The 19,899-nt window shown below is 47.1% G+C and carries 15 protein-coding genes; 6 read left to right on the plus strand and 9 right to left on the minus strand.

All coding sequences use genetic code 11. The features are described 5' to 3' along the window. The first annotated feature begins 39 nt into the window (after positions 1–39). Positions 40–1,092: a M42 family metallopeptidase gene (locus ABUE30_RS11320; protein WP_408623889.1), complete on the plus strand. Its 1,053-nt coding sequence runs from the start codon at positions 40–42 to the stop codon at positions 1,090–1,092. Between the two features lie 251 nt (positions 1,093–1,343). Here the strand turns inward: ABUE30_RS11320 and mdtD are convergent, their stop codons facing one another. Continuing rightward, complete coding sequence (gene mdtD, locus ABUE30_RS11325) at positions 1,344–2,723, minus strand: multidrug transporter subunit MdtD (RefSeq protein WP_408623890.1); 1,380 nt, start codon at positions 2,721–2,723, stop codon at positions 1,344–1,346. Between the two features lie 244 nt (positions 2,724–2,967). After that, positions 2,968–3,267, minus strand: coding sequence for a hypothetical protein (locus ABUE30_RS11330; protein WP_408623891.1), 300 nt, complete (start codon positions 3,265–3,267; stop codon positions 2,968–2,970). 514 nt (positions 3,268–3,781) lie between these two features. Between ABUE30_RS11330 and ABUE30_RS11335 the strand changes: the two genes are divergently transcribed. Next, positions 3,782–5,107, plus strand: coding sequence for a methyl-accepting chemotaxis protein (locus tag ABUE30_RS11335; protein ID WP_408623892.1), 1,326 nt, complete (start codon positions 3,782–3,784; stop codon positions 5,105–5,107). A gap of 115 nt (positions 5,108–5,222) precedes the next feature. On the opposite strand, the gene gnd is transcribed toward ABUE30_RS11335, so the two are convergent. The 4 genes from gnd to ABUE30_RS11355 all read right to left on the minus strand — a co-directional run bounded on the left by gnd (position 5,223) and on the right by ABUE30_RS11355 (position 11,178). Then, entirely contained in the window at positions 5,223–6,674 is a 1,452-nt protein-coding gene (gene gnd, locus ABUE30_RS11340; RefSeq protein WP_408623893.1) for a decarboxylating NADP(+)-dependent phosphogluconate dehydrogenase, read from the minus strand. Positions 6,675–6,687: 13 nt separating this feature from the next. Beyond that, positions 6,688–7,395, minus strand: a complete 708-nt coding sequence (pgl, locus tag ABUE30_RS11345; protein ID WP_408623894.1) for a 6-phosphogluconolactonase — start codon at positions 7,393–7,395, stop codon at positions 6,688–6,690. Positions 7,396–7,397: 2 nt separating this feature from the next. Beyond that, entirely contained in the window at positions 7,398–8,900 is a 1,503-nt protein-coding gene (zwf, locus tag ABUE30_RS11350; RefSeq protein WP_408623895.1) for a glucose-6-phosphate dehydrogenase, read from the minus strand. Positions 8,901–9,216: 316 nt separating this feature from the next. Continuing rightward, positions 9,217–11,178, minus strand: coding sequence for a glycoside hydrolase family 3 protein (locus ABUE30_RS11355; protein ID WP_408623896.1), 1,962 nt, complete (start codon positions 11,176–11,178; stop codon positions 9,217–9,219). A 306-nt stretch (positions 11,179–11,484) separates the two neighbouring features. On the opposite strand from ABUE30_RS11355, the gene ABUE30_RS11360 reads away from it, so the two are divergent. Next, positions 11,485–12,261 (plus strand): TSUP family transporter, encoded by a 777-nt coding sequence (locus ABUE30_RS11360; protein ID WP_408623897.1) that lies wholly within the window; start codon positions 11,485–11,487, stop codon positions 12,259–12,261. On the opposite strand, the gene hutF is transcribed toward ABUE30_RS11360, so the two are convergent. Further along, positions 12,258–13,631 (minus strand): formimidoylglutamate deiminase, encoded by a 1,374-nt coding sequence (gene hutF, locus ABUE30_RS11365; protein ID WP_408623898.1) that lies wholly within the window; start codon positions 13,629–13,631, stop codon positions 12,258–12,260. The two genes, ABUE30_RS11360 and hutF, sit on opposite strands and share 4 nt — an antisense overlap. A 233-nt stretch (positions 13,632–13,864) precedes the next feature. Between hutF and hutU the strand changes: the two genes are divergently transcribed. From hutU to hutG, 3 genes are read left to right on the plus strand one after another with little or no spacing between them, the layout of a single operon-like run. Then, the gene (gene hutU, locus ABUE30_RS11370) at positions 13,865–15,538 is read left to right on the plus strand and encodes a urocanate hydratase (RefSeq protein ID WP_408623899.1); all 1,674 of its coding nucleotides are present in this window, start codon (positions 13,865–13,867) and stop codon (positions 15,536–15,538) included. A gap of 15 nt (positions 15,539–15,553) precedes the next feature. Continuing rightward, positions 15,554–16,738, plus strand: coding sequence for an imidazolonepropionase (gene hutI, locus ABUE30_RS11375; protein WP_408623900.1), 1,185 nt, complete (start codon positions 15,554–15,556; stop codon positions 16,736–16,738). Further along, on the plus strand, positions 16,719–17,513 hold the full coding sequence (hutG, locus tag ABUE30_RS11380) for an N-formylglutamate deformylase (protein ID WP_408623901.1): 795 nt from the start codon (positions 16,719–16,721) through the stop codon (positions 17,511–17,513). The genes hutI and hutG overlap by 20 nt, the downstream gene beginning before the upstream one ends. A 302-nt stretch (positions 17,514–17,815) precedes the next feature. Here the strand turns inward: hutG and ABUE30_RS11385 are convergent, their stop codons facing one another. Both ABUE30_RS11385 and ABUE30_RS11390 read right to left on the minus strand, forming a co-directional pair. Next, positions 17,816–19,102, minus strand: coding sequence for a histidine-type phosphatase (locus ABUE30_RS11385; RefSeq protein WP_408623902.1), 1,287 nt, complete (start codon positions 19,100–19,102; stop codon positions 17,816–17,818). A 17-nt stretch (positions 19,103–19,119) separates the two neighbouring features. After that, positions 19,120–19,812, minus strand: coding sequence for an oligogalacturonate-specific porin KdgM family protein (locus ABUE30_RS11390; protein WP_408623903.1), 693 nt, complete (start codon positions 19,810–19,812; stop codon positions 19,120–19,122). Positions 19,813–19,899 lie beyond the last annotated feature (87 nt).

Raw genomic sequence — 19,899 nt, forward strand, 5'->3', positions numbered from 1 at the left:
GACTATTTTGTCAATATTAGCACCAAGGAGTGATATGTGATGCGCGATAAGATTGACCGCACCTATGTGACGCGTTTAGCCCAAGAGATTTTAACGATTGACTCACCCAGTGGCTACTGCCATCAAGTGATGGCTCGAATTGAGCAAGAGTGCCAAGTTTATAAAGGCGTTTTTAGCCGCGATCATAAAGGCAATGGACGCTTTACTATCCAAGGGCAAGATAAAAGCCGAACCATCGGTGTTGGCGTTCATGTGGATACCTTAGGGGCCATGGTGCGAAGTATTGATGCAGAAGGTCGCATTCACTTTGCTGCGATTGGTGGGTTGATTTGGCCCACTGCTGATGGTGAATACTGCACGATTCGAACGCGTGATGGGCGTCATTACAGCGGTACTTTTTTAAGTCTATCTCCAGCAGCCCATGTATTTAAAGATGCTAAAAGCCGTACTCGTGAGCCTGAACAGATGTATGTCCGTCTTGATGAAGTGGTGCAAAACCGCGACGATGTAACCCGTTTAGGGATCCAAGTGGGCGACTATATCTGTTTGGATCCAAAAACCGTGTTAACTGATAGCGGTTTTATTAAATCGCGTTTTATCGATGATAAAATTAATGTCGCTAGTGTTTTTGGCCTGCTGAAATTATTCGCAGAGCAACAAATTGTGCCGCAATATAACGTCACTTTTTTGTTTTCAACCTATGAAGAGGTGGGACATGGGGCAGCGTGTTTGCCTGCAGAGATCAGTGAATTTATTGCCGTGGATATGGGCTGTATTGGTGAAGACCTTACCTGTAATGAGCGTCAGGTGAGTATTTGTGCCAAAGATTCCTCAGGCCCGTATGACTATCAAATGGTCTCGCATCTCATTGAGCTTGCGACCCGTTATCACCTCGACTTTGCTGTGGATGTTTACCCATTTTATAGCTCAGATGCCAGTGCAGCGCTGCGCGGTGGACGCGATATCCGCGCCGCCTTAATTGGCCCTGGCGTACATGCCTCTCATGGTATGGAGCGCACCCATTATTTGGGGCTTGAACATACCATCACACTGCTCGGTGCTTATTTACAAAGTGGTGCACCGCACCCCTAACGAGAGTCGATTTTCTCAACGGTGATCGTGGTCCCTTTGACGGTCTGTACGCTATCATAAGCAGTTGTCATTCCTTTTATCCAAAAAGGAATGGCGACGTTTTTTGAGCCCTGCACGTTAATTTTACAGCCTTACTTTTGAATGGCTTGTGACCAGCAGCCGAGTGCTGATGAGCAAATCGGCTCATCAGCTGCGCTTAAGGTCAGTAGCTCGTCGACATTATCGCTATTAATGCGTGAATTTTTGGGCGCTTAGCGTCGCTGGTGTAAAGGGGCATCATTGGGTAGCAGTAGATATAAGAAACTTGGAATCAGTACGATTGCTGCAAGGACAATAAAACTCCAATTAAAACTCCATAAAATGCTGTTACCAGCAGGTGTAATTTGATAGAAGAGTGCTAATAATGTAGCGCCACTGGCAATTCCTAAACTAAATCCGAGTTGCTGGATTACTGATAATAACGTATTGCCAGGGCTGGCTTGTTCATCGTTGAGATCACGTAATGCAATGGTGCCAATGCCGCTAAAAGTAATGGAATTTAAAGCCCCTAAAACGGATAACTGTATTAATATGCCCAGCAGTGAATGGTTGGTGAGCGTAAAAGAACTAAAGCAGATGGCTTGCATGATGCTGACGCTACGCAAAGTATTGCGATAACCAAAACGTTGAATCAATTGCACCACATATTTTTTAGCAATCATCGCGGACAATGCAATCGGGATCATCGCCAGTCCTGAGTGAAATGGTGTCAAGCTTTGCCCCAATTGTAAGTACAATGGGATTAACAAAGGCATTGCACCACTGCCCATACGGTAGAACAAATTGGCCCAAAAACCAATATGGAAAGTTCGCACACTGAATAACTGCGGAGGAAATAGCGGAGATTTTTGATAGCTAGCCAGCGCACCATAGCTGACGATTAGTAAAATACCTCCAATCAGATAGTAGCTTGCTTGGTAGTTCCCGGCCTGATAGTGAGAGAGTTTATCAAGGCCTATTGTTAATGCGGCCATTGCTCCGGCTAACAGGGTAAATCCGAGGTAATCAAATCGTTGACCTCTCGAGTAGCGTAGATCAGGCATGACCTTATAGGAGACGGCTAAGCCTATTAATGCAACCGGTAAGTTGATCAAAAAAACCCAGTGCCAGCTGGCGATCTCGACTAATAACCCCCCAAGTGCAGGGCCGATAACCGGGCCGAGTAATCCCGGCATGACGACAAAACTCATGGCTGCTAAAAATTGCCGGCGTGGAATGCTGCGTAAAATGGCTAGTCGCCCCACAGGCAGCATTAATGATCCACCGATGCCCTGCAGAATACGGGAGATGACCAACTGCTCAAGGGATGAGGATTCAGCACAGCAAAGTGACCCCAAGGCGAACATAAATATGGCCAGCATAAAAATGCGACGCGTGCCAAAGCGATCGGCCAACCACCCTGATGCAGGGATCAATATAGCGACCGTCAATAGATAAGCTTCCACAACCGATTGCATTTGTAGCGGGCTGTGGTTAAGTGCTTTAGCCATGGTGGGTAGCGCAGTACTAACGATAGTGCCATCGAGTGTTTGCATGAAAAAAGCGATAGCGACTAACCAGAGCAGTGATTTACTAGTGACTGGCTCAGCCATAATGACTCCTTTAGGATGAAATAAGCTCTGTCACCAACAGTTAAGTGTGTTTTTTGAGCAATTCAGGTACGGTGATCTGTGATGAAGGTGAGATCAACCAGAGTAATAGGCTAGAGTGTACCAAAAGAGGCGTTTTGTGGGAGAAAATTGTTTTTGCAATGATGTTATTGCATCAATAGGGCACTGAAAAGCTCAGCCAAGGAATAGATGTCCAACAGAGAGTGCTTGACTCCAAGCATAGCGATTATCGGCGAGGGGGTTTGTTACAGCAAGGAGGGCTTGCTCCAGCAGCGTCGGCTAAATTACTGTCAGTAAACTGATAATAACGCGCTTTGCAGCGATTCCAGCGACTTTGGGCTAACGTAAGCTGTATCTCGTGCACTATTCCTTCAAAATTGAGCTTGCGAGCATCATAATGCAAGGTCAGCAAAAGTGCTTGATCTTGATAATCAGCAAGACCTTCATAGTGAGCCAGTTTCGCTGTTTGGCTGGGGGTGAGAGGCTGTTGTAGGCGAATAGTACGTTTAACCCAAAAATTGGCCATACCTAAAATGCTCCTTTATCTGTTTTTCGTGCGCACAAAGGCGTAGTTATACGCCAGTATGATTGCCATTACTCTTCGCTATTACAGCTGAATCAGTATGTTGCTATAGGCGAAGCTCTTATATGATTGCGGTTTGCTTTCAAACAAATGGCTAATCAAATACCGCCTTAATCTATGTTGCTGTTTAGAACGCTCTTTTCAAAAAGTTTCCATGAATTTTTATGAGCAATTATATTCAATTAACTAAACTAACAGGCATTTTAAAGCTTCCACTCACGAGAATGTAAAGTGCATATTGCAATGCACCTTGCAAAAAATGCGGATACCAATTCCCAACTATTAATAGGGTTATTTTTTGTACGTATTGTTAACTAATTAAATAATAAAATATTTTTTTATTATTAAGATCAATAACAAAAGTTGGCTGATAACTTGCTTTATAATAGCTATTTTGATGCTGTGGCTATTTTTCAGCGTACGGTTGCAACTATGGATGATCACAAAGATGATAACAATGAATGTATTCAGGTCAAGAACGTCACACAAGCGGCAAAATCAGTTGCTGGGACAGCAGCTCGAACGCTTGCAAGCTGAAAGTGGTGCAATTAGCCAAGCCATGGCCGTGATCTATTTTTCTATCGATGGAACCATAGAATTTGCCAATGATAACTTTTTACGTCTGATGGGATATAAAGCAGAGGAGCTGATTGGCAAATCTCACCAACAGTTATGTGAAGCAAAGTATGTTGCCTCACCTGATTATCAGCAATTATGGCAACGACTTAGCCGCGGTGAAAGCTTTTCGGGACGTGTGGCGCGGGTCAAGGCACAAGGTGACATTGTTTGGTTAGAAGCCGTTTATTCGGCGATCAAAAATGAGCAAGGTCAGGTGATCGGTATTGTCAAATTAGCTTCGGATATTACAGAGCAGGTCACTGAATTTTATCGCCAAAAAGCAATTGTAAAGGCTTTTGATCGAGTGATGGCAACGATTGAATTCACGCTCAATGGAAAAGTGACCAATGTGAATGATAACTTTTTGAGAGTGATGGGCTATAGCCGTCAAGAAATGCTTAATATGGAACATAAACAACTCTGTGAGACAACCTTTACACAGAGCAAGCAATATCGACAGCTGTGGGATAAACTCGCAGAGGGTGAGTTTTTTGCTGACAGAATTAAACGAGTGGCTAGAGATGGCTCTATCCGTTGGCTACAGGCGAGTTATAACCCGATTATTGATGAGGATGGACGGGTCTCTGGCGTGATTAAATTTGCCACCGATATCACTGAAGAAGTCGCTCGTCAGCAAGAGGAACGAGAGAGCGCCAGTTTTGCCCATAATGTCTCTGAACAAACTCGCGATTGGTGCAATGAAGGTGTTGAACATATCGATGAGAGTGTGAAACGGATTCAAACCATGGCAAAGAATATTGAGATGGCCAGTGAAGAAGTTAAAGCGCTGGGTGAGCGTTCTGGGCAGATATCTAAAATTGTACAAGCGATTCGAGGGATTGCTGAGCAAACGAACCTGTTAGCTCTTAATGCAGCTATTGAAGCGGCGCGAGCGGGTTCTGCCGGGCGCGGGTTTGCCGTGGTAGCCGATGAAGTGCGCACTCTCGCTGAACGCACTGCTGAATCTACTGCGCAAATCAATACCATGGCCAATGATATCCAAAACCAAAGTAAAGTCGCGGTGACGCAAATGGATAGCTTGCTACCTCAGGTCCAACAGAGCGTCGAACTGACGAAAAAAACTGGAGAAATGATGGCGCAGATTAACGGACATGCGCAATCGGTGGTCCAAGCAATAGGACAGTTTGCTCATATGCAAAAATAGGCAAAAGAGCCAATCAAATGCTTGATGATCAAAAAAGCCACCGGAGTCACTTGGTGGCTTTTTATTGGTAGCTGACAGTTAGTTTTAGTCAGCTTTCGGCCTTCAATGGGAGAATTTACACATCATAAGTGGTTGATGCGGTACTGCCACCTTTGCCTGTCCAATTGGTATGGAAAAACTCACCGCGCGCAGTATCGAGACGCTCATAGGTGTGTGCACCAAAGTAATCACGCTGCGCCTGTATCATATTGGCGGGCAGGCGATCCGTGGTGTAACCATCTAGAAAGGTCAGTGCAGAGGTCATACACGGCATCGGCAGACCAATCTCAATGGATTTAGCCACAACTTTACGCCATGCACCCATGCAGTTTTCTAAAATTTCTTTAAAGTACTGATCAGAGCCTAAGAATTGTATATCAGGGTCCGTTTCATAGGCATCACGAATATTACCTAAGAAGGCACTACGGATGATACAACCACCACGCCACATCAACGCGACACTGCCGTAGTTAAGCGCCCATTCGTTGTCTTCAGATGCTTGACGAATCAGCATAAAGCCTTGTGCGTAAGAGATAATTTTAGAAGCTAGTAGTGCTTGACGCAGCGCATCGATCCACTCTGCAACATCGCCTTCAACTTTGCCAATCTGTTTATTAAACAACTTCGCGGCTTCAACGCGCTGCTCTTTAAGTGATGACAGGCAACGAGCGAACACTGATTCAGAGATCAATGTTAATGGGATCCCTAAGTCCAGAGCATTAATCCCCGTCCATTTGCCAGTGCCTTTTTGGCCTGCCGCATCGAGAATATGCTCAACTAATGGCTCACCATCTTCATCTTTATACCCTAAGATGTCAGCAGTAATTTCCACCAAGTAGCTATCAAGCTCGGTTTTGTTCCATGCTTTGAAGGCCGTTTGCATCTGTTCATATGACAGACCTAAGCCTTCCTTCATAAAGTGATATGCTTCGCTAATCAGCTGCATGTCACCATATTCGATGCCGTTGTGGACCATTTTTACAAAGTGACCCGCACCATCTTTACCTACCCAATCACAACACGGTTCATTTTGATCAGTTTTGGCTGAAATACCCTGGAAAATAGGTTTTACAAAAGGCCATGCTTCAGGGTTACCACCTGGCATGATGGATGGCCCAAAACGCGCCCCTTCTTCACCACCGGATACACCTGTTCCAATATAACGCAGCCCTTTTTCTGACAACGCTTTGGTACGGCGGTTGGTATCAGGATAGTTAGAATTCCCACCGTCGATGATGATATCGCCTTCTTCAAGCAGCGGAACTAAGTTGTCGATGAATTTATCGACCACATCACCGGCACGAACCATCAGCATCACTTTACGAGGTTTTTCTAGTTTTTCCACTAAATCTTCGAGTGAATAAGCCCCAATCACATCTGTGCCTTTGGCAGCATCATTGAGAAAATCATCAACTTTCGATGTGGTACGGTTATAGGCAACCACTTTAAAGCCATGATCGTTCATATTAAGAATCAGGTTCTGGCCCATGACAGCCAGACCGATGACGCCGATATCACCTTTTTTCATTTGAGCTCCTCACTTATAAATCTTTTGCTGCACTGGCATCAAGATACCATTCAGTTGTTTTTAGTGCTTTAATTTTCGCCGCAGGATAAGGCAAGTCTGCCGCATCATGAGTGGCAATTTCGTATAGGCGCTGCGCTTTGCTCTCGCCTAAGACCAAGTAGGTAATCCGGCTGGCATTGCTGAGTAAACGTGCACTTTTTGAGATCCGTAGTTGGCCACTTTCTGGGTGTTCGGCCACTAAGGTTAGGTTAGGTTCGTTAAAATCGGTTTTATAAGGGAACAATGATGCGGTGTGGCCATCGCCGCCCATGCCTAATAAAATCCAGTCAAAAGAAGGGATACCATTAACACTTGGAACCTTGGCACAGATTTCTTCAGCGAGTCGCTGCGTTTCATCATCTGGGTCATTTTCGCCTAGAATGCGATGAATATTTTGTGCATCGATGTCGATGTGATCGAACAATAACGCTTTGGCTTCGCCATAGTTGCTTTCTGGATCAGTTGGCTCGACGCAGCGTTCATCACCCCACCAAAAATGCAGATTATTCCAGTTTACTTTGGTCGCATAATCTTTCGCTAAGAGTTTAAACCACAACTTAGGGGTGCTCCCACCAGAGAGCGAAATATGCATGGGTTTATCACGTTGACTATAAGTCACTAACTGTTCAGACAGTTCAGTGACGACGGCCTCGGCCGTTTCAAACACTTTATAATTGATCATGGTTATAGCTCACAATAGTCGGTATCGGTTAAATTTTTACATGGGAATCGCCATTCTCGGCCATCACGGCTGAGTAGTTCATCAGCCTCTTTCGGCCCCCATGTACCACAAGCATACCCGTAACGCGTTGGGTTGCTCTGTGCGACATCTAAAATAGGTTGAACAAAATCCCAACAGGCGAGAACCGCATCACTGCGGGCAAAGAGTGTTGGGTCGCCTTTGATTGAATCCAGTAGTAAGCGTTCATAGGCCGTGAGCACTTCGTCACCATCTAAACTATCGTAGCGAAAGTCCATTGAAACTTCCTGAGATTCAAAGCCTGCCCCTGGTTTTTTCAGACCAAACTTCATTAAGATCCCTTCATCAGGTTGGATGCGGATAACGAGTTTATTATCTGGGGTATTTTGGCCAAAGACAGGATGAGGCGTTTTCTTAAAATGGATGACGACTTCGGTTACTCGAGTCGGTAATCGTTTACCTGTTCGAACGTAAAAAGGAACACCATTCCAGCGCCAGTTATCAATGCTGAGCTTCAGGGCAACATAAGTTTCAGTGCTTGATTCCGCCTCAACACCCGTTTCTTCACGATAGCCTAATAACGGCTCGCCACGCACTTTCGACGCGGTATATTGCCCCAAGACTAAATCATGTTCCAAGGCTTTTTCATCCAATGGATGCAAGCTTTGGAAGACCTTGACTGTTTCGTTTCGAATGGCATTTGAATTGATCAGCGCAGGGGGCTCCATGGCGACCATCGCCAAAACTTGCAATAGATGGTTTTGGAACATATCGCGCATCGCGCCAGCGCCATCATAATAACCACCACGACCTTCAACACCGATTGATTCTGCTGAGGTAATCTCAACGTGATCAATGTAATTTCGATTCCACAGTGGCTCAAAAAGACCATTTGAGAAGCGAAATACCAGTAAATTTTGTACAGTTTCTTTTCCCAGATAGTGGTCAATCCGATAGATCTGCTCTTCGGCAAAGAAGCGATGCAACTGTTCATCGAGAGCGACTGCAGAGGCTTTATCATAACCGAAAGGTTTTTCCACAATCAGACGCTTCCAGCCATCATCATTTTGATTAAGCCCATGTTCGGCTAAGCACTCAGGAATGACGCCATATAAACTCGGTGGGGTCGACAAATAATAGATGATATTACCAGCGGTGAGATATTGTTCACTCAAAGCCGCTAGTCGTTCTTTAAGCGCGGCGTAGTTGGCTTTATCGGCAGTATCGAGTGGTTGATAGTGAATGTGAGAACAAAACTCGTTGAGCTGCTCAGAATCTTCTAATTTTTCACTGACGATAAGCGATTCTTTGATTTTCGTGCGATAAGTCGTATCGCTATACTCAGTCCGACTAATCCCCAAAATGGAAAACGAAGCGGAGAGTTGCTTAGTCGCATAAAGGTGGTATAGGGCTGGGATTAGCTTGCGGCGAGTAAGGTCGCCTGATGCCCCGAATATGGCAATACAATTATTATCTAAATGGTTCATATTTGATTCCCGTCTGACTTATCTAACCGTTGTCGACTTAGCCGGTTGATAGGATGATATCTGATGACGTGTTAGTCCATGCTCGCCAGTATATACCTTTTCAATGTGTTGCTGTGTTGCATGGGGCGGTGAATGTGTTTGCAGACCATGGGTACCGCTCCAAATCGTTTAATCTAACAAATTAACAACTTATTGAGAACTGCTTATTTACGCTAGAAATCATTGTGCAATCCAAGGAATATATCACAATCAATTGGAATTTTTGTTCAGAGGTGAATATAGAGTGGCCCATCAAGGCGATGATGGGCCCGTAGCGTTATAAGGTTAAACCAAAGCCAAACGGATAGAGTGGGTTGTTACTATCGTTAGGTCGATCTGAATGTTGCGCTTGAACGGCTTGCATGGATGAGGGGAGAGCAAAAGGTAGTTTGCCGCTAAAGTGGTGTTTGCCTAACAGTGATTGCAGTAGAACAGGGTCTGACACCCCAAAATTACCGATTAATGCACTGGCATGCGGTGCAACTTGGGTCAGAATCGCGGGACGATCGAGATAAACGGTCACAATGGTTGGCACTTTTGCGCTGATGGCTAAGACTTTTTGATACTCTTTATTATCAGCGCGATAATTCAATGGCCCTTCATGCTGGCGTGCACCGAAGAAGAAATTGGGATGTGGGTGGCTAAATGGCGTCTCAATTCGCATAATCGCGACATCGGCCTGTTCAGGGGTATCCACGACAATTAATCCTTGTTGTGTAGCGACGTCAGCACTGACATGATAGAGATAGACTTTGGTGCCGCTTTTTAATGGTAACTGTTGGTGGCTATTTTTAAGTAGGACCAGTGAGCGAGCCTGCGCTGCATTGGCTAGTTGTTGATGGCGTTTGTTACTCAGCACCTCTTGCGCTTTTTGTGGATTGACAAATGGCGCATCAAAGAGTCCTAAAGCAAATTTTTGTTGCATCACTTTGGTCACGGCGCGATCAATGCTTTGCTGAGACAATAAGCCTTGTTTAACAGCCTCTACGATAGGTGTTGGATCGGCAACGCCACCGAATTGATCCACGCCTGCGTTAACCGCTTTAACAAAACGTTGTTGGACGCTTAAATCACCCACTCCCCATGACATTCCCAAATCTTCTGGACGAACTGTTTCCCCTTTAGGTGCGCCATTTTTACAGGTACTGTTACAAGTAGAGGTGATGAGCCAATCACTTAAGATCATCCCATTAAAGTGATATTTACCACGTAACAGATCGGTCAGCATATAGTGGCTAAATCCGACCCCAGTTGGCTGGATTTTATGTCCATCAATGCTCGCACCTTGCAAAATAGAGTAGGTGGGCATAATGGCTGCGACATGAGCGGCAAATGCACCTGTAAATGGATAAATGTGCTGTTTAAGATTATCATCTTGAAAATCAGCAAAGCGGCCATAGTAGTTATGACTATCCCAGCCGTCTTTGGCTGCACCATAACCAACCCAGTGTTTAACGACCGCAACCACACTGTTGCGATTTAAGCCGTTTATGCCATTTTGCATGCCTGCAACATAGTTTTCGACCATGTCATGGACAACTTTTGGGCTGCTGCCAAAGGTGCCATTGATCCGTGCCCAGCGCGGTTCGCTAGCAATATCAGCTTGTGGTGAGAGTGCTTCGGTAATGCCAACTGCGCGATATTCTTGACGAATAATATTGGCTGCTTGGCGCATGATTTTTGCCGAGTCAATGGCACCAAAGCCCGGGGCTTCTGGCCACTGCGAAAATGCGCCTGCTGCTGCGCTATCAAAATCATCATGTGCAGAGTAATGGTATGCATTACGAGGATCACTACTCACCGTAATTGGAATACCAAGGCGTGTTTCTTCAGCCAATTTTTGTAGCAAATTGTTTTGCTCAGCCAAACGTTTCGGGTTGTCACCATCGAGTCGCGTGATCATGTCAGTGACATGATCCGTTTGGATCATTTTTGCGACTTTTACTCGATCATAATTTGGCCCGCGACCTAAAACACTTTTTGGCGAAGGGGCTGATGCATGCATCATCGCGCCTGCCTTTTCTGTGAGCGTCATCCGTGAGACTAAATCTTTTGCGCGTGCATTGGCACTTAAGCGCCAGTCTTCATACGGGTCAAGTTTGCCGTTACGGTTTAAATCGCGAAACTCGAGTGTTCCTACCTTAATAATTGGAATCGCTTGGCTATTAATCGGGACTTGTTGCACGGCCAGTGCAATGGGGCTTAACAGCAAACCGCCCAAAAGAAAAAATGCTCGCATAGAATTATATCTCCTTATTATTTATCCATCGTGACGACGACTTTGTTTTGAGAGCAAAAAAAAGACCTGATACAACCATCGTAGTTGCATCAGGTCTTGCCTGTGTTATTCACATGCGGCTTAACCGCCAGCTTAAGTATGACCTAAGCCGATTCACAGTAACAATCCATCTCGTTCATACTATTGATTTTTTAGTCTATAAAAAGCGCCTTAGATCACAAACTGAAGGGTTATTGCAGAGTTGCCTGCTAGATGTTTTTACGGTATTGATCAGATGACAAATAAAATAGGATAAGGACATCAATAGTGGCGCAATTAGGGAGTTATATCAGTGACGGGTTATCTGTGCACCTGATGGTTTTTTTATTTTTGGTGGCCTGTGTGGCGGGGTTAATTGACACGTTAGCCGGTGGTGGCGGGTTATTGACCGTCCCTGCACTGATTAGCAGTGGTATTCCGCCATTAATTGCCCTTGGCACCAATAAGTTTCAAGGCAGTGTCGGCAGTGCGACCGCTTCGTTTGTCATGCTGCGCAATCACCGTGTACGCTGGGCCGATGTTCGCCGCCTGATGGCTGGGTCATTAATTGGAGCGATGTTGGGAACATTACTGGTCCAGCAGCTGGATACCCGTTGGTTAAGCTTTATTGTACCATTGGTGTTGGCACTGATTGCGCTCTATTTTTTATTCTCACCGCGGCCTCGTCAAATGGCGCACCCCCGTTGTTCTGATCGATTATATCGACGATTGGTGGTGCCGCTGATCGGTGCTTATGATGGTTTTTTTGGTCCCGGCACGGGGTCTTTTTTTGCCTTAGCCGGTGTGTCACTACGCGGACAATCGCTGGTGGATGCGACAGCAGTCGCCAAAACGCTCAACTGCGCCTCAAACGTTGCTTCGCTGGTGGTTTTTTTGGCGGCCGGCCATATTCTGTGGTCAGCTGCGTTGGTGATGTTGACCGGACAGCTCATTGGCGCTTGGGTTGGGGCGCATGCTTTGTTTCGCATCAACCCCAACTATTTGCGCTATTTGGTGGTGATCATGAGTTTAAGCATGCTTGCCCGTTATCTGTGGCTATCTTAGCTAAGGGCTTGGCGAAGAGAGCGCAGCGCGTCGGTTAAGGCTTGACTTGCCTGCGCTTTGATATCGTGTTCCCCTGACTGTACACGCCAGCGACCGGCCACCATCACCGCCTTGATGGCGCGTTTGGGGTGGGCAAACAACCAACTGTCGAGCAGGTGCGTGCTGGGCGTTTGCATCAGCCATGGATTGTCGAGATCTAACATCAACCAATCGGCGCGAAACCCCGTATTAATTTGCCCAACAGGCTGCGCCAGTGCCTGCGCTCCGCCTTGTAATGTGGCTCGCAGCAGCCGTTCACCCGTACTGGGGTGAGCGCGGCTTGCTAGACAATTGCGCTGCTGCGCTGTTAGCCGCTGAGTGTACTCAAGCCAGCGCAGCTCTTCGCTGACATCGGTGCAGACATGGCTGTCACTGCCAATTCCAATGCGCCCTCCCTGAGCTAGATAATCGACCGCATTAAATATCCCATCGCCAAGGCTTGCTTCAGTACTGGGGCATAATCCGATCACTGCCTGCTGGCAAGCCGCATAATGGCGTTCTGCCTCGCTCAAATGGGTGGCATGGATCAAACACCAACGGGCATCGAGTTCAACATGTTCGCTCAGCCAATGCAGTGGGGTGGTGCCATGTACGGCTAAACTGCGATTAACCTCTTGCTGTTGTTCGCTGATATGCAGATGAATGGGCCAATCATTGGGCAGTTCCTCTAATACCTGCGTAATTTGCTGCGCCGTGCAGGCGCGGAGTGAATGAAAACAACCGCCCATGCGCTGCTGCGCGCGGCCGGCTATCAGCGGTTTTATGCGCTCAATCTGGCGTAAGTATTGCTCAGTGGACTGAATAAAGCGTCGCTGCATTTGGCTGGGTGGGGCGCTGGCAAAGTCGCTGTAGCTATACAGCGTTGGCAGCAGTGTTAGCGCTATCCCCGCATCGGTTGCTGCACGGCTAATCGCATCGACCATTTCATCGACTGGGGCATAAGGTTGGCCGGTTGGGTCGTGGTGCAGATAATGGAACTCTGCAACACTGGTATAGCCCCCTTCTAATAGCTCAATATAAAGGTATCGAGCAATCTGATACATCTGTTCAGGGGTGATGGTTAATGCCACCTGATACATCTGTTCGCGCCAGCTCCAAAAACTATCATGTGGATGGTTGCGTTGCTCGCTCAAGCCTGCCATGGCGCGCTGGAAAGCGTGTGAATGTAAGTTGGGCATGCCTGGCACCAATGCGCCCGATAATCGTTGGCAGTTTTCGCCCGAGTGGTTGGCGGTGGTGGCGACAATCATGCCGTTTGGGTCCACTTCAATACAGACGTCGGAGTGCCAGCCGGTTGGTAGGTAGGCCAATGGGGCAAAATAATGGGGCATAGCGTTCTCGTGTTCGTGTTCGTGTTCTTGTCTATACATATATATAAACATGGTAAAAATGTAAATCCTAGGCTGTACATATCACGATATTTTCAGTGTTTAATCGATTTTCTTTTAAGTTTGAGCCCCTATTTAACAATAAAAAACTTGTCATTTTAAAATTATTCTGTCACCTTTTATTTAAATGTATATACAAGTTGTTTTGAGCAAATAGAACACTTAAGGAGAGGCTGATGGCCACAGATAATCGCTATCGGGACGGTGTCGTTAAGGCGCCAACCGGGACTACACTCAGTGCCAAAAGTTGGCTGACCGAAGCGCCACTACGGATGTTAATGAACAACCTTGACCCGGATGTGGCTGAAAATCCTAAAGAGCTGGTGATCTATGGTGGTATTGGCCGAGCGGCGCGTAACTGGGATTGTTACGACAAAATTGTCGAGTCGCTACGCGATTTAGAAGACGATGAAACGTTGTTGGTGCAATCAGGTAAGCCAGTCGGCGTATTTAAAACTCACTGCGATGCACCCCGGGTGTTAATTGCCAACTCAAATTTAGTGCCGCACTGGGCCAATTGGGAACATTTTAATGAGCTCGATGCCAAAGGACTGATGATGTACGGCCAGATGACTGCTGGCAGTTGGATTTACATTGGCAGTCAAGGGATTGTGCAAGGCACTTATGAAACCATTGCTGAAGCAGGGCGACAACACTACCAAGGCGATCTCAAAGGGCGTTGGCTATTAACCGCAGGGCTTGGCGGGATGGGCGGTGCACAGCCGTTAGCTGCCACGTTTGCTGGAATGTGTTCACTGAACATTGAATGTCAACAATCGCGCATCGATTTTCGTTTGAGTACCGGCTACGTAGATGAACAAGCCGACAACTTAGACGATGCCTTAGCACGTATACAACGCTATTGTGAGCAGGGCAAAGCGGTGTCTATTGCACTATTGGGTAATATTGCAGAGGTGTTACCTGAACTCGTGCGTCGCGGCGTGAAGCCGGACATGTTAACTGACCAAACCAGCGCTCATGATCCGCTGAACGGGTATCTGCCGCTGGGGTGGAGCTGGGATGAATATCGCCAGCGCAGCAAAACTGAACCGGCGGTTGTGGTGACCGCGGCGAAGCAATCGATGGCCAAACATGTCCAAGCGATGATAGCGATGCACGAGCAAGGCGTGCCAACGTTTGACTATGGTAACAACTTGCGCCAGATGGCCCAAGATGAAGGCGTCAGTAACGCCTTTTGTTTCCCGGGGTTTGTTCCGGCCTATGTGCGGCCACTATTCTGCCGCGGCATTGGGCCATTTCGTTGGGCAGCACTGTCTGGCGACCCCGAAGATATTTACAAAACCGATGCAAAAATCAAAGCGTTGCTACCCGATAATACCCATCTACATCAATGGCTTGATATGGCCCGCGAGCGGATTCGCTTTCAAGGACTTCCTTCACGGATCTGCTGGGTTGGGTTAGGCGATCGCCAAAAACTCGGGTTAGCCTTTAACGAGATGGTGCGTACCGGGGAGTTATCTGCGCCGATTGTGATTGGTCGTGATCACCTCGATTCAGGCTCGGTTGCCAGCCCTAACCGCGAGACAGAAGCGATGCAAGATGGCTCGGATGCCGTGTCTGACTGGCCACTGTTGAATGCCTTGCTTAACACCGCCAGTGGCGCGACTTGGGTGTCTTTGCATCATGGCGGCGGTGTGGGTATGGGCTTTTCACAGCACGCAGGTATGGTAGTTGTTTGTGATGGCAGCGCTGAAGCCGATGCGCGAATTGCACGGGTATTACACAATGACCCTGCAACAGGCGTGATGCGTCACGCTGATGCGGGCTATCAAAGTGCGATTGATTGTGCCCGCGAACATCAGTTAAACCTGCCGATGCTGGATCAGTAACAAGGAGCGGCTAATATGGCGACATTATGGCATAACCTGCAAGTTGTCGGGCAACCCAAAGTCAATGCAATCATCACCGATGGCCCAACCATTCGCTGGCTGGGGGCGATCGATGATGCGCGTGATTATCAGCAGCGCCATGATTTAGCCCATGCGTGGGTGACCCCAGGGCTGATTGATTGCCATACGCATTTGGTGTTTGGCGCTCAGCGTGCTCATGAGTTTGATCTGCGCTTGCAAGGTCAAAGCTATGCGCAGATCGCCCAAGCAGGAGGCGGCATTGCTGCGACCGTGCAAGCTACTCGCGAAGCCACCCATGAGAGCCTCTATCAAAGCGCTAAAGCGCGGTTATTGCAATTAATCACCGATGGTGTGACCACCGTTGAGATCAAATCCGGTTATGGGCTTGATGCGCCCAGTGAGCGCAAAATGTTGCAGGTGATCCGCCAACTGGCCCAAGACCTGCCTGTCACGATCCGCGCAACGGCATTGTTAGCCCATGCATTGCCCGCTGAATTTAAAGATGAGCCTGAGCGTTATATTGATTGGGTGTGTCAGATTTTGCCCGTCTTACATGCTGATCAGCTGATTGATGCGGTGGATGCGTTTTGTGAGCATATTGCTTTTACGCCAGCCCAAGTGGCTCGGGTGTTTGATTGCGCGAAGCAGCTCCACTTGCCGGTGAAGCTGCATGCTGAACAGCTTTCACTGCAAGGCGGGGGTGCACTTGCGGCGCGTTATCAAGCGCTCTCAGCTGATCATCTTGAATATCTCGATGAAGCAGGTGTGGCCGCTATGGCTAAGGCGGGTACAGTCGCGGTATTGTTACCTGGGGCCTACTATCTGCTGCGAGAAACAAAAGCGCCGCCCATCGAACTACTGCGCCATTATCAGGTCCCCATGGCCATCGCCAGTGATTGTAATCCGGGAACCTCGCCGTCGTTGTCATTGCGCCTGATGATGAACATGGCGTGCACCTTATTCCGTCTCACCCCTGCAGAAGCTTTGGCTGGGGTGACTGAACACGGCGCTCGTGCACTGGGTATGAGCGCTACCACAGGCCGGTTAGCCCCCGGATTCGCCGCTGATATGGTCGCATGGCAGATCGATGATCCAGCCGAGCTGTGCTATTGGCTCGGCGGTCAGCTTCCTCATCAACGCGTTTATCAAGGAGTGTGTGATGCAGCGTCAAGCATTTGAATTTGAGCAGGGCGATAGCCCATTGCTGATCAGTATGCCGCATGTGGGGACGGCGCTTAGCGATGAAGTCGCCGCAAAATTGACGCAAGAGGGTGCCAAACTACCTGATACAGATTGGCATTTACCGCGGTTATATGAGGCGGTACATTCACTCAGACCGAGTTTGATTATGGCCAACTATTCTCGCTATGTGGTGGATTTGAATCGCCCTAGTGACGACCAGCCGCTCTATCAAGGCAACAGTACCGGCGTTTTTCCGCAGACACTCTTTAGCGGCGATCCGCTGTTTAGTCAACCCGTCAGCGTTGCCCAGCAGCAGTGGGCGCTACGCCATATTTGGCAGCCTTATCACCAACAAATCAAAGCTGAGTTGGCGCGCCTTAAAGCAAAATACGGTTATGCCTTATTGTTTGATGCGCATTCCATTCGCAGCCAAATTCCATTTTTGTTTGAAGGCAAACTGCCCGATCTCAATTTAGGGACTAACCAGGGGCAAAGCTGCGATCAGCGTTTGATTGAAGCGCTGACGCCGGTGTGTCAAAGCAGTGCGTACACTTGGGTGGTGAATGGTCGTTTCAAAGGGGGTTATATCACGCGCCATTTTGGTCAACCTGAGCAACAGATCCACGCGGTGCAACTTGAAATGGCGCAAAACGTGTATATGCAAGAGCAACTGCCATTTGACTATCTTCCCGATCAGGCCGCGCAGATCCAGCCGCTGCTATTGGCATTGCTACGCGCTTATCTAGAACACGCTGAACAATTAGCTGCATAATCAAATAAAGACTATGCGCTCAGACGTTCCTACGTAAGATGGATGAGTCTGGTGGGTTGGATCTAAAAAGGACGCTAGCTCTTTGATGACTCATATAAATAACCAGAGAAAATGGTTGCTCAAACCAGTATAGCTGACAGGGACATTGAGCCGACATCGATGAATTGACAATGTCATGAAACAAATCGAAGGTAATGGTTTGGCTTTCACCAATAGAACATTGGATGCTAGACGGTGATGGATCGTCATCACCGTCTAGTATTACTTAGACAACGTTTATTACTTTGCCCTTTGATACGAGGTTAATTGGTTTTAAATACAGCCAGTTGCTGACCATCTTTAACCAGTAGTCGGCTAGCGCGATGCACCAGTTGAGCTATCGGGCATAACGTACCCACTGGAGTGGTTTGACAGCCTTTAAAGCTGAGATCAGCATGCAATAACGGATGACGGTGAGTTAATGGAGATAAACTGCGCCATTGGTCAAGACTGCGCGTAGCAAAGCGAACTCGCACAAATTGTTGACCCTGTTGGTTGCTAAAATGGGCAAAGCTTAAAGTGGCACCGGGGGGAACGTCATTACGTGGGTAGCCCGCTAGCTGCCAGTTAAAACCGAGCATGGTTTGAATTTCAGCAATGTTAGTATCGTGGCCAAAGAACATCACTAAAGGTCGCGCAAGGCGTTGATCCCCTGGATACTGCGCATGTAAAGTTGTGCCAGCCGTCAGCGCTGATAGAATTTGGCGCATTAGCAGCGAGCCACTGTGGGCTGCAAACTCTGGTGTATCCAGCGCTAAATTATATTCTGCGGCGTGAATCGCCATCAGGCTTTTAACCGCTTTAGCATTGACGCCGTGACCAAAGGCTACATCTTTAATCGGTAAGTTATCACTGTATTGCAAACGCACGGTCTCGCCGATGGTTGCACCATATTTTCCCGGTCCTTCTAATTCTGGTTTACCCGTTGACTTAAAATGAACGCCCCAAGGCTTATCGAGAAATTTACAGCTATTGGGCGCACAGACTGTTTTTTTCAGCAGTTCGACACTGGCTTGATACCGCTTAGCCACTTGCTCTGGTGACCCCATTTTCGCCATGATCTGTTGCTTCATGACCGCTTTGTCTGGATGAGCTTGGTGCAGATGGTAAAGCTCAAAGAGTGGCCCATATTTGGCGCTAACCGATGCTGGCATGACGCCGCAGCCCGGGAACATGCCATCGGCCACGGCTTTAGCCGTCGCTTTGATGCGTTGTGATGGGCTCGACCATAAAAAATAGTCGTTGGGATTGGCACATTGTTTAGTTTGACCAATCGTTAGCCCTTGGCTTTGCCACTGCTGCAATTGGTAGTTGCCTTGCAAGCGCATACCGGCGTATCCATGGCCGGTTAACTGACCATCAGGAACAGCAAATTTAGACCAGTCTAAACCGGTCGCTTTATTTAACTTAGCCGTGTCTGTTTGAGGACGAACGCCATGGCGGGTTAAACTGACCACTTTGTTGAGTGTCCAAGTTTGTTGCGCTTGGGCAGAGCCGATGGCCAGAGCCAATAAGCCGCTGGCTAAATAAGCCGAGTGTGATAATTTCATGATAAAACCTTATTCGATTAAAATTTGTAGTCTATGCCAACTTTATATTCAGTTTGGCGGTCACTAAGTTTTGAACTTACGGCTTCATTTTTAAACTCAACAAATGGTGACCAGTGTTTACTTAATTTGTAGCTGATATCAATTTTATGTTCGTAGTCATGTTTTTCATGATTAAAAATTATTGTATTGGCTTGATAATACGTGAATGTATAGCTTAGTTTAAATGCATTTATCTTATAACTGGCGCCAGCATCATAACGATTTTGTAGTTTGGTTTTTTTGCCTAAGGTATAATGAGTCATTTCGCGGCGGTAGCGTGCAGAAAGTGTTAATTGAGGGGTTATTTTATATTTAGCTTTCAAATACGGTTTATATTTGTATTCATCATGCTTTCGGGATAATGATACCCCTGGGATGATGCTCCAATCATGGCTGAGAGCAATGGGATAGTTAAGACCAATTTTTGTTTCATCCCAACGATCATCTTGGAAGGCGCTGCCTGAATCGCCATTTGGTTTGTCGTTAGGGGTGAATTTTAAGGTCGCTGATGTCCCTAACCCAAAATCAAATTGATGGCTAATACTCAGTTCATCGGTATGTGCTTGCGAGACATCTTCATATTCGTGATCATAGGAAAGCGTCGTAGCATAAGCATGACTCATGATCGATAGACCAATAATTGGCAAAATAGATAATTTAAATAACTTCATAATAAAATCCTTTCAATAAATGAATTAAATATATTTAAGTGAACTGTCAATTTTTGAAAATATAAATAGATTTATATTTATTTGGTA

The sequence above is a fragment of the Celerinatantimonas yamalensis genome (assembly GCF_046054155.1).
GTDB classification, from domain to species: Bacteria; Pseudomonadota; Gammaproteobacteria; order Enterobacterales; family Celerinatantimonadaceae; genus Celerinatantimonas; species Celerinatantimonas yamalensis.

Excerpts from the sequence above, each read along its gene's own strand:
- hutU (WP_408623899.1), top strand. The coding sequence starts at position 13,865 with ATGGCCACAGATAATCGCTATCGGGACGGTGTCGTTAAGGCGCCAACC.
- hutI (WP_408623900.1), top strand. The coding sequence starts at position 15,554 with ATGGCGACATTATGGCATAACCTGCAAGTTGTCGGGCAACCCAAAGTC.
- pgl (WP_408623894.1), bottom strand. The coding sequence starts at position 7,395 with ATGATCAATTATAAAGTGTTTGAAACGGCCGAGGCCGTCGTCACTGAA.
- ABUE30_RS11355 (WP_408623896.1), bottom strand. The coding sequence starts at position 11,178 with ATGCGAGCATTTTTTCTTTTGGGCGGTTTGCTGTTAAGCCCCATTGCA.
- gnd (WP_408623893.1), bottom strand. The coding sequence starts at position 6,674 with ATGAAAAAAGGTGATATCGGCGTCATCGGTCTGGCTGTCATGGGCCAG.
- hutG (WP_408623901.1), top strand. The coding sequence starts at position 16,719 with ATGCAGCGTCAAGCATTTGAATTTGAGCAGGGCGATAGCCCATTGCTG.
- ABUE30_RS11385 (WP_408623902.1), bottom strand. The coding sequence starts at position 19,102 with ATGAAATTATCACACTCGGCTTATTTAGCCAGCGGCTTATTGGCTCTG.
- ABUE30_RS11330 (WP_408623891.1), bottom strand. The coding sequence starts at position 3,267 with ATGGCCAATTTTTGGGTTAAACGTACTATTCGCCTACAACAGCCTCTC.
- mdtD (WP_408623890.1), bottom strand. The coding sequence starts at position 2,723 with ATGGCTGAGCCAGTCACTAGTAAATCACTGCTCTGGTTAGTCGCTATC.
- ABUE30_RS11320 (WP_408623889.1), top strand. The coding sequence starts at position 40 with ATGCGCGATAAGATTGACCGCACCTATGTGACGCGTTTAGCCCAAGAG.
- ABUE30_RS11390 (WP_408623903.1), bottom strand. The coding sequence starts at position 19,812 with ATGAAGTTATTTAAATTATCTATTTTGCCAATTATTGGTCTATCGATC.
- zwf (WP_408623895.1), bottom strand. The coding sequence starts at position 8,900 with ATGAACCATTTAGATAATAATTGTATTGCCATATTCGGGGCATCAGGC.
- ABUE30_RS11335 (WP_408623892.1), top strand. The coding sequence starts at position 3,782 with ATGAATGTATTCAGGTCAAGAACGTCACACAAGCGGCAAAATCAGTTG.
- hutF (WP_408623898.1), bottom strand. The coding sequence starts at position 13,631 with ATGCCCCATTATTTTGCCCCATTGGCCTACCTACCAACCGGCTGGCAC.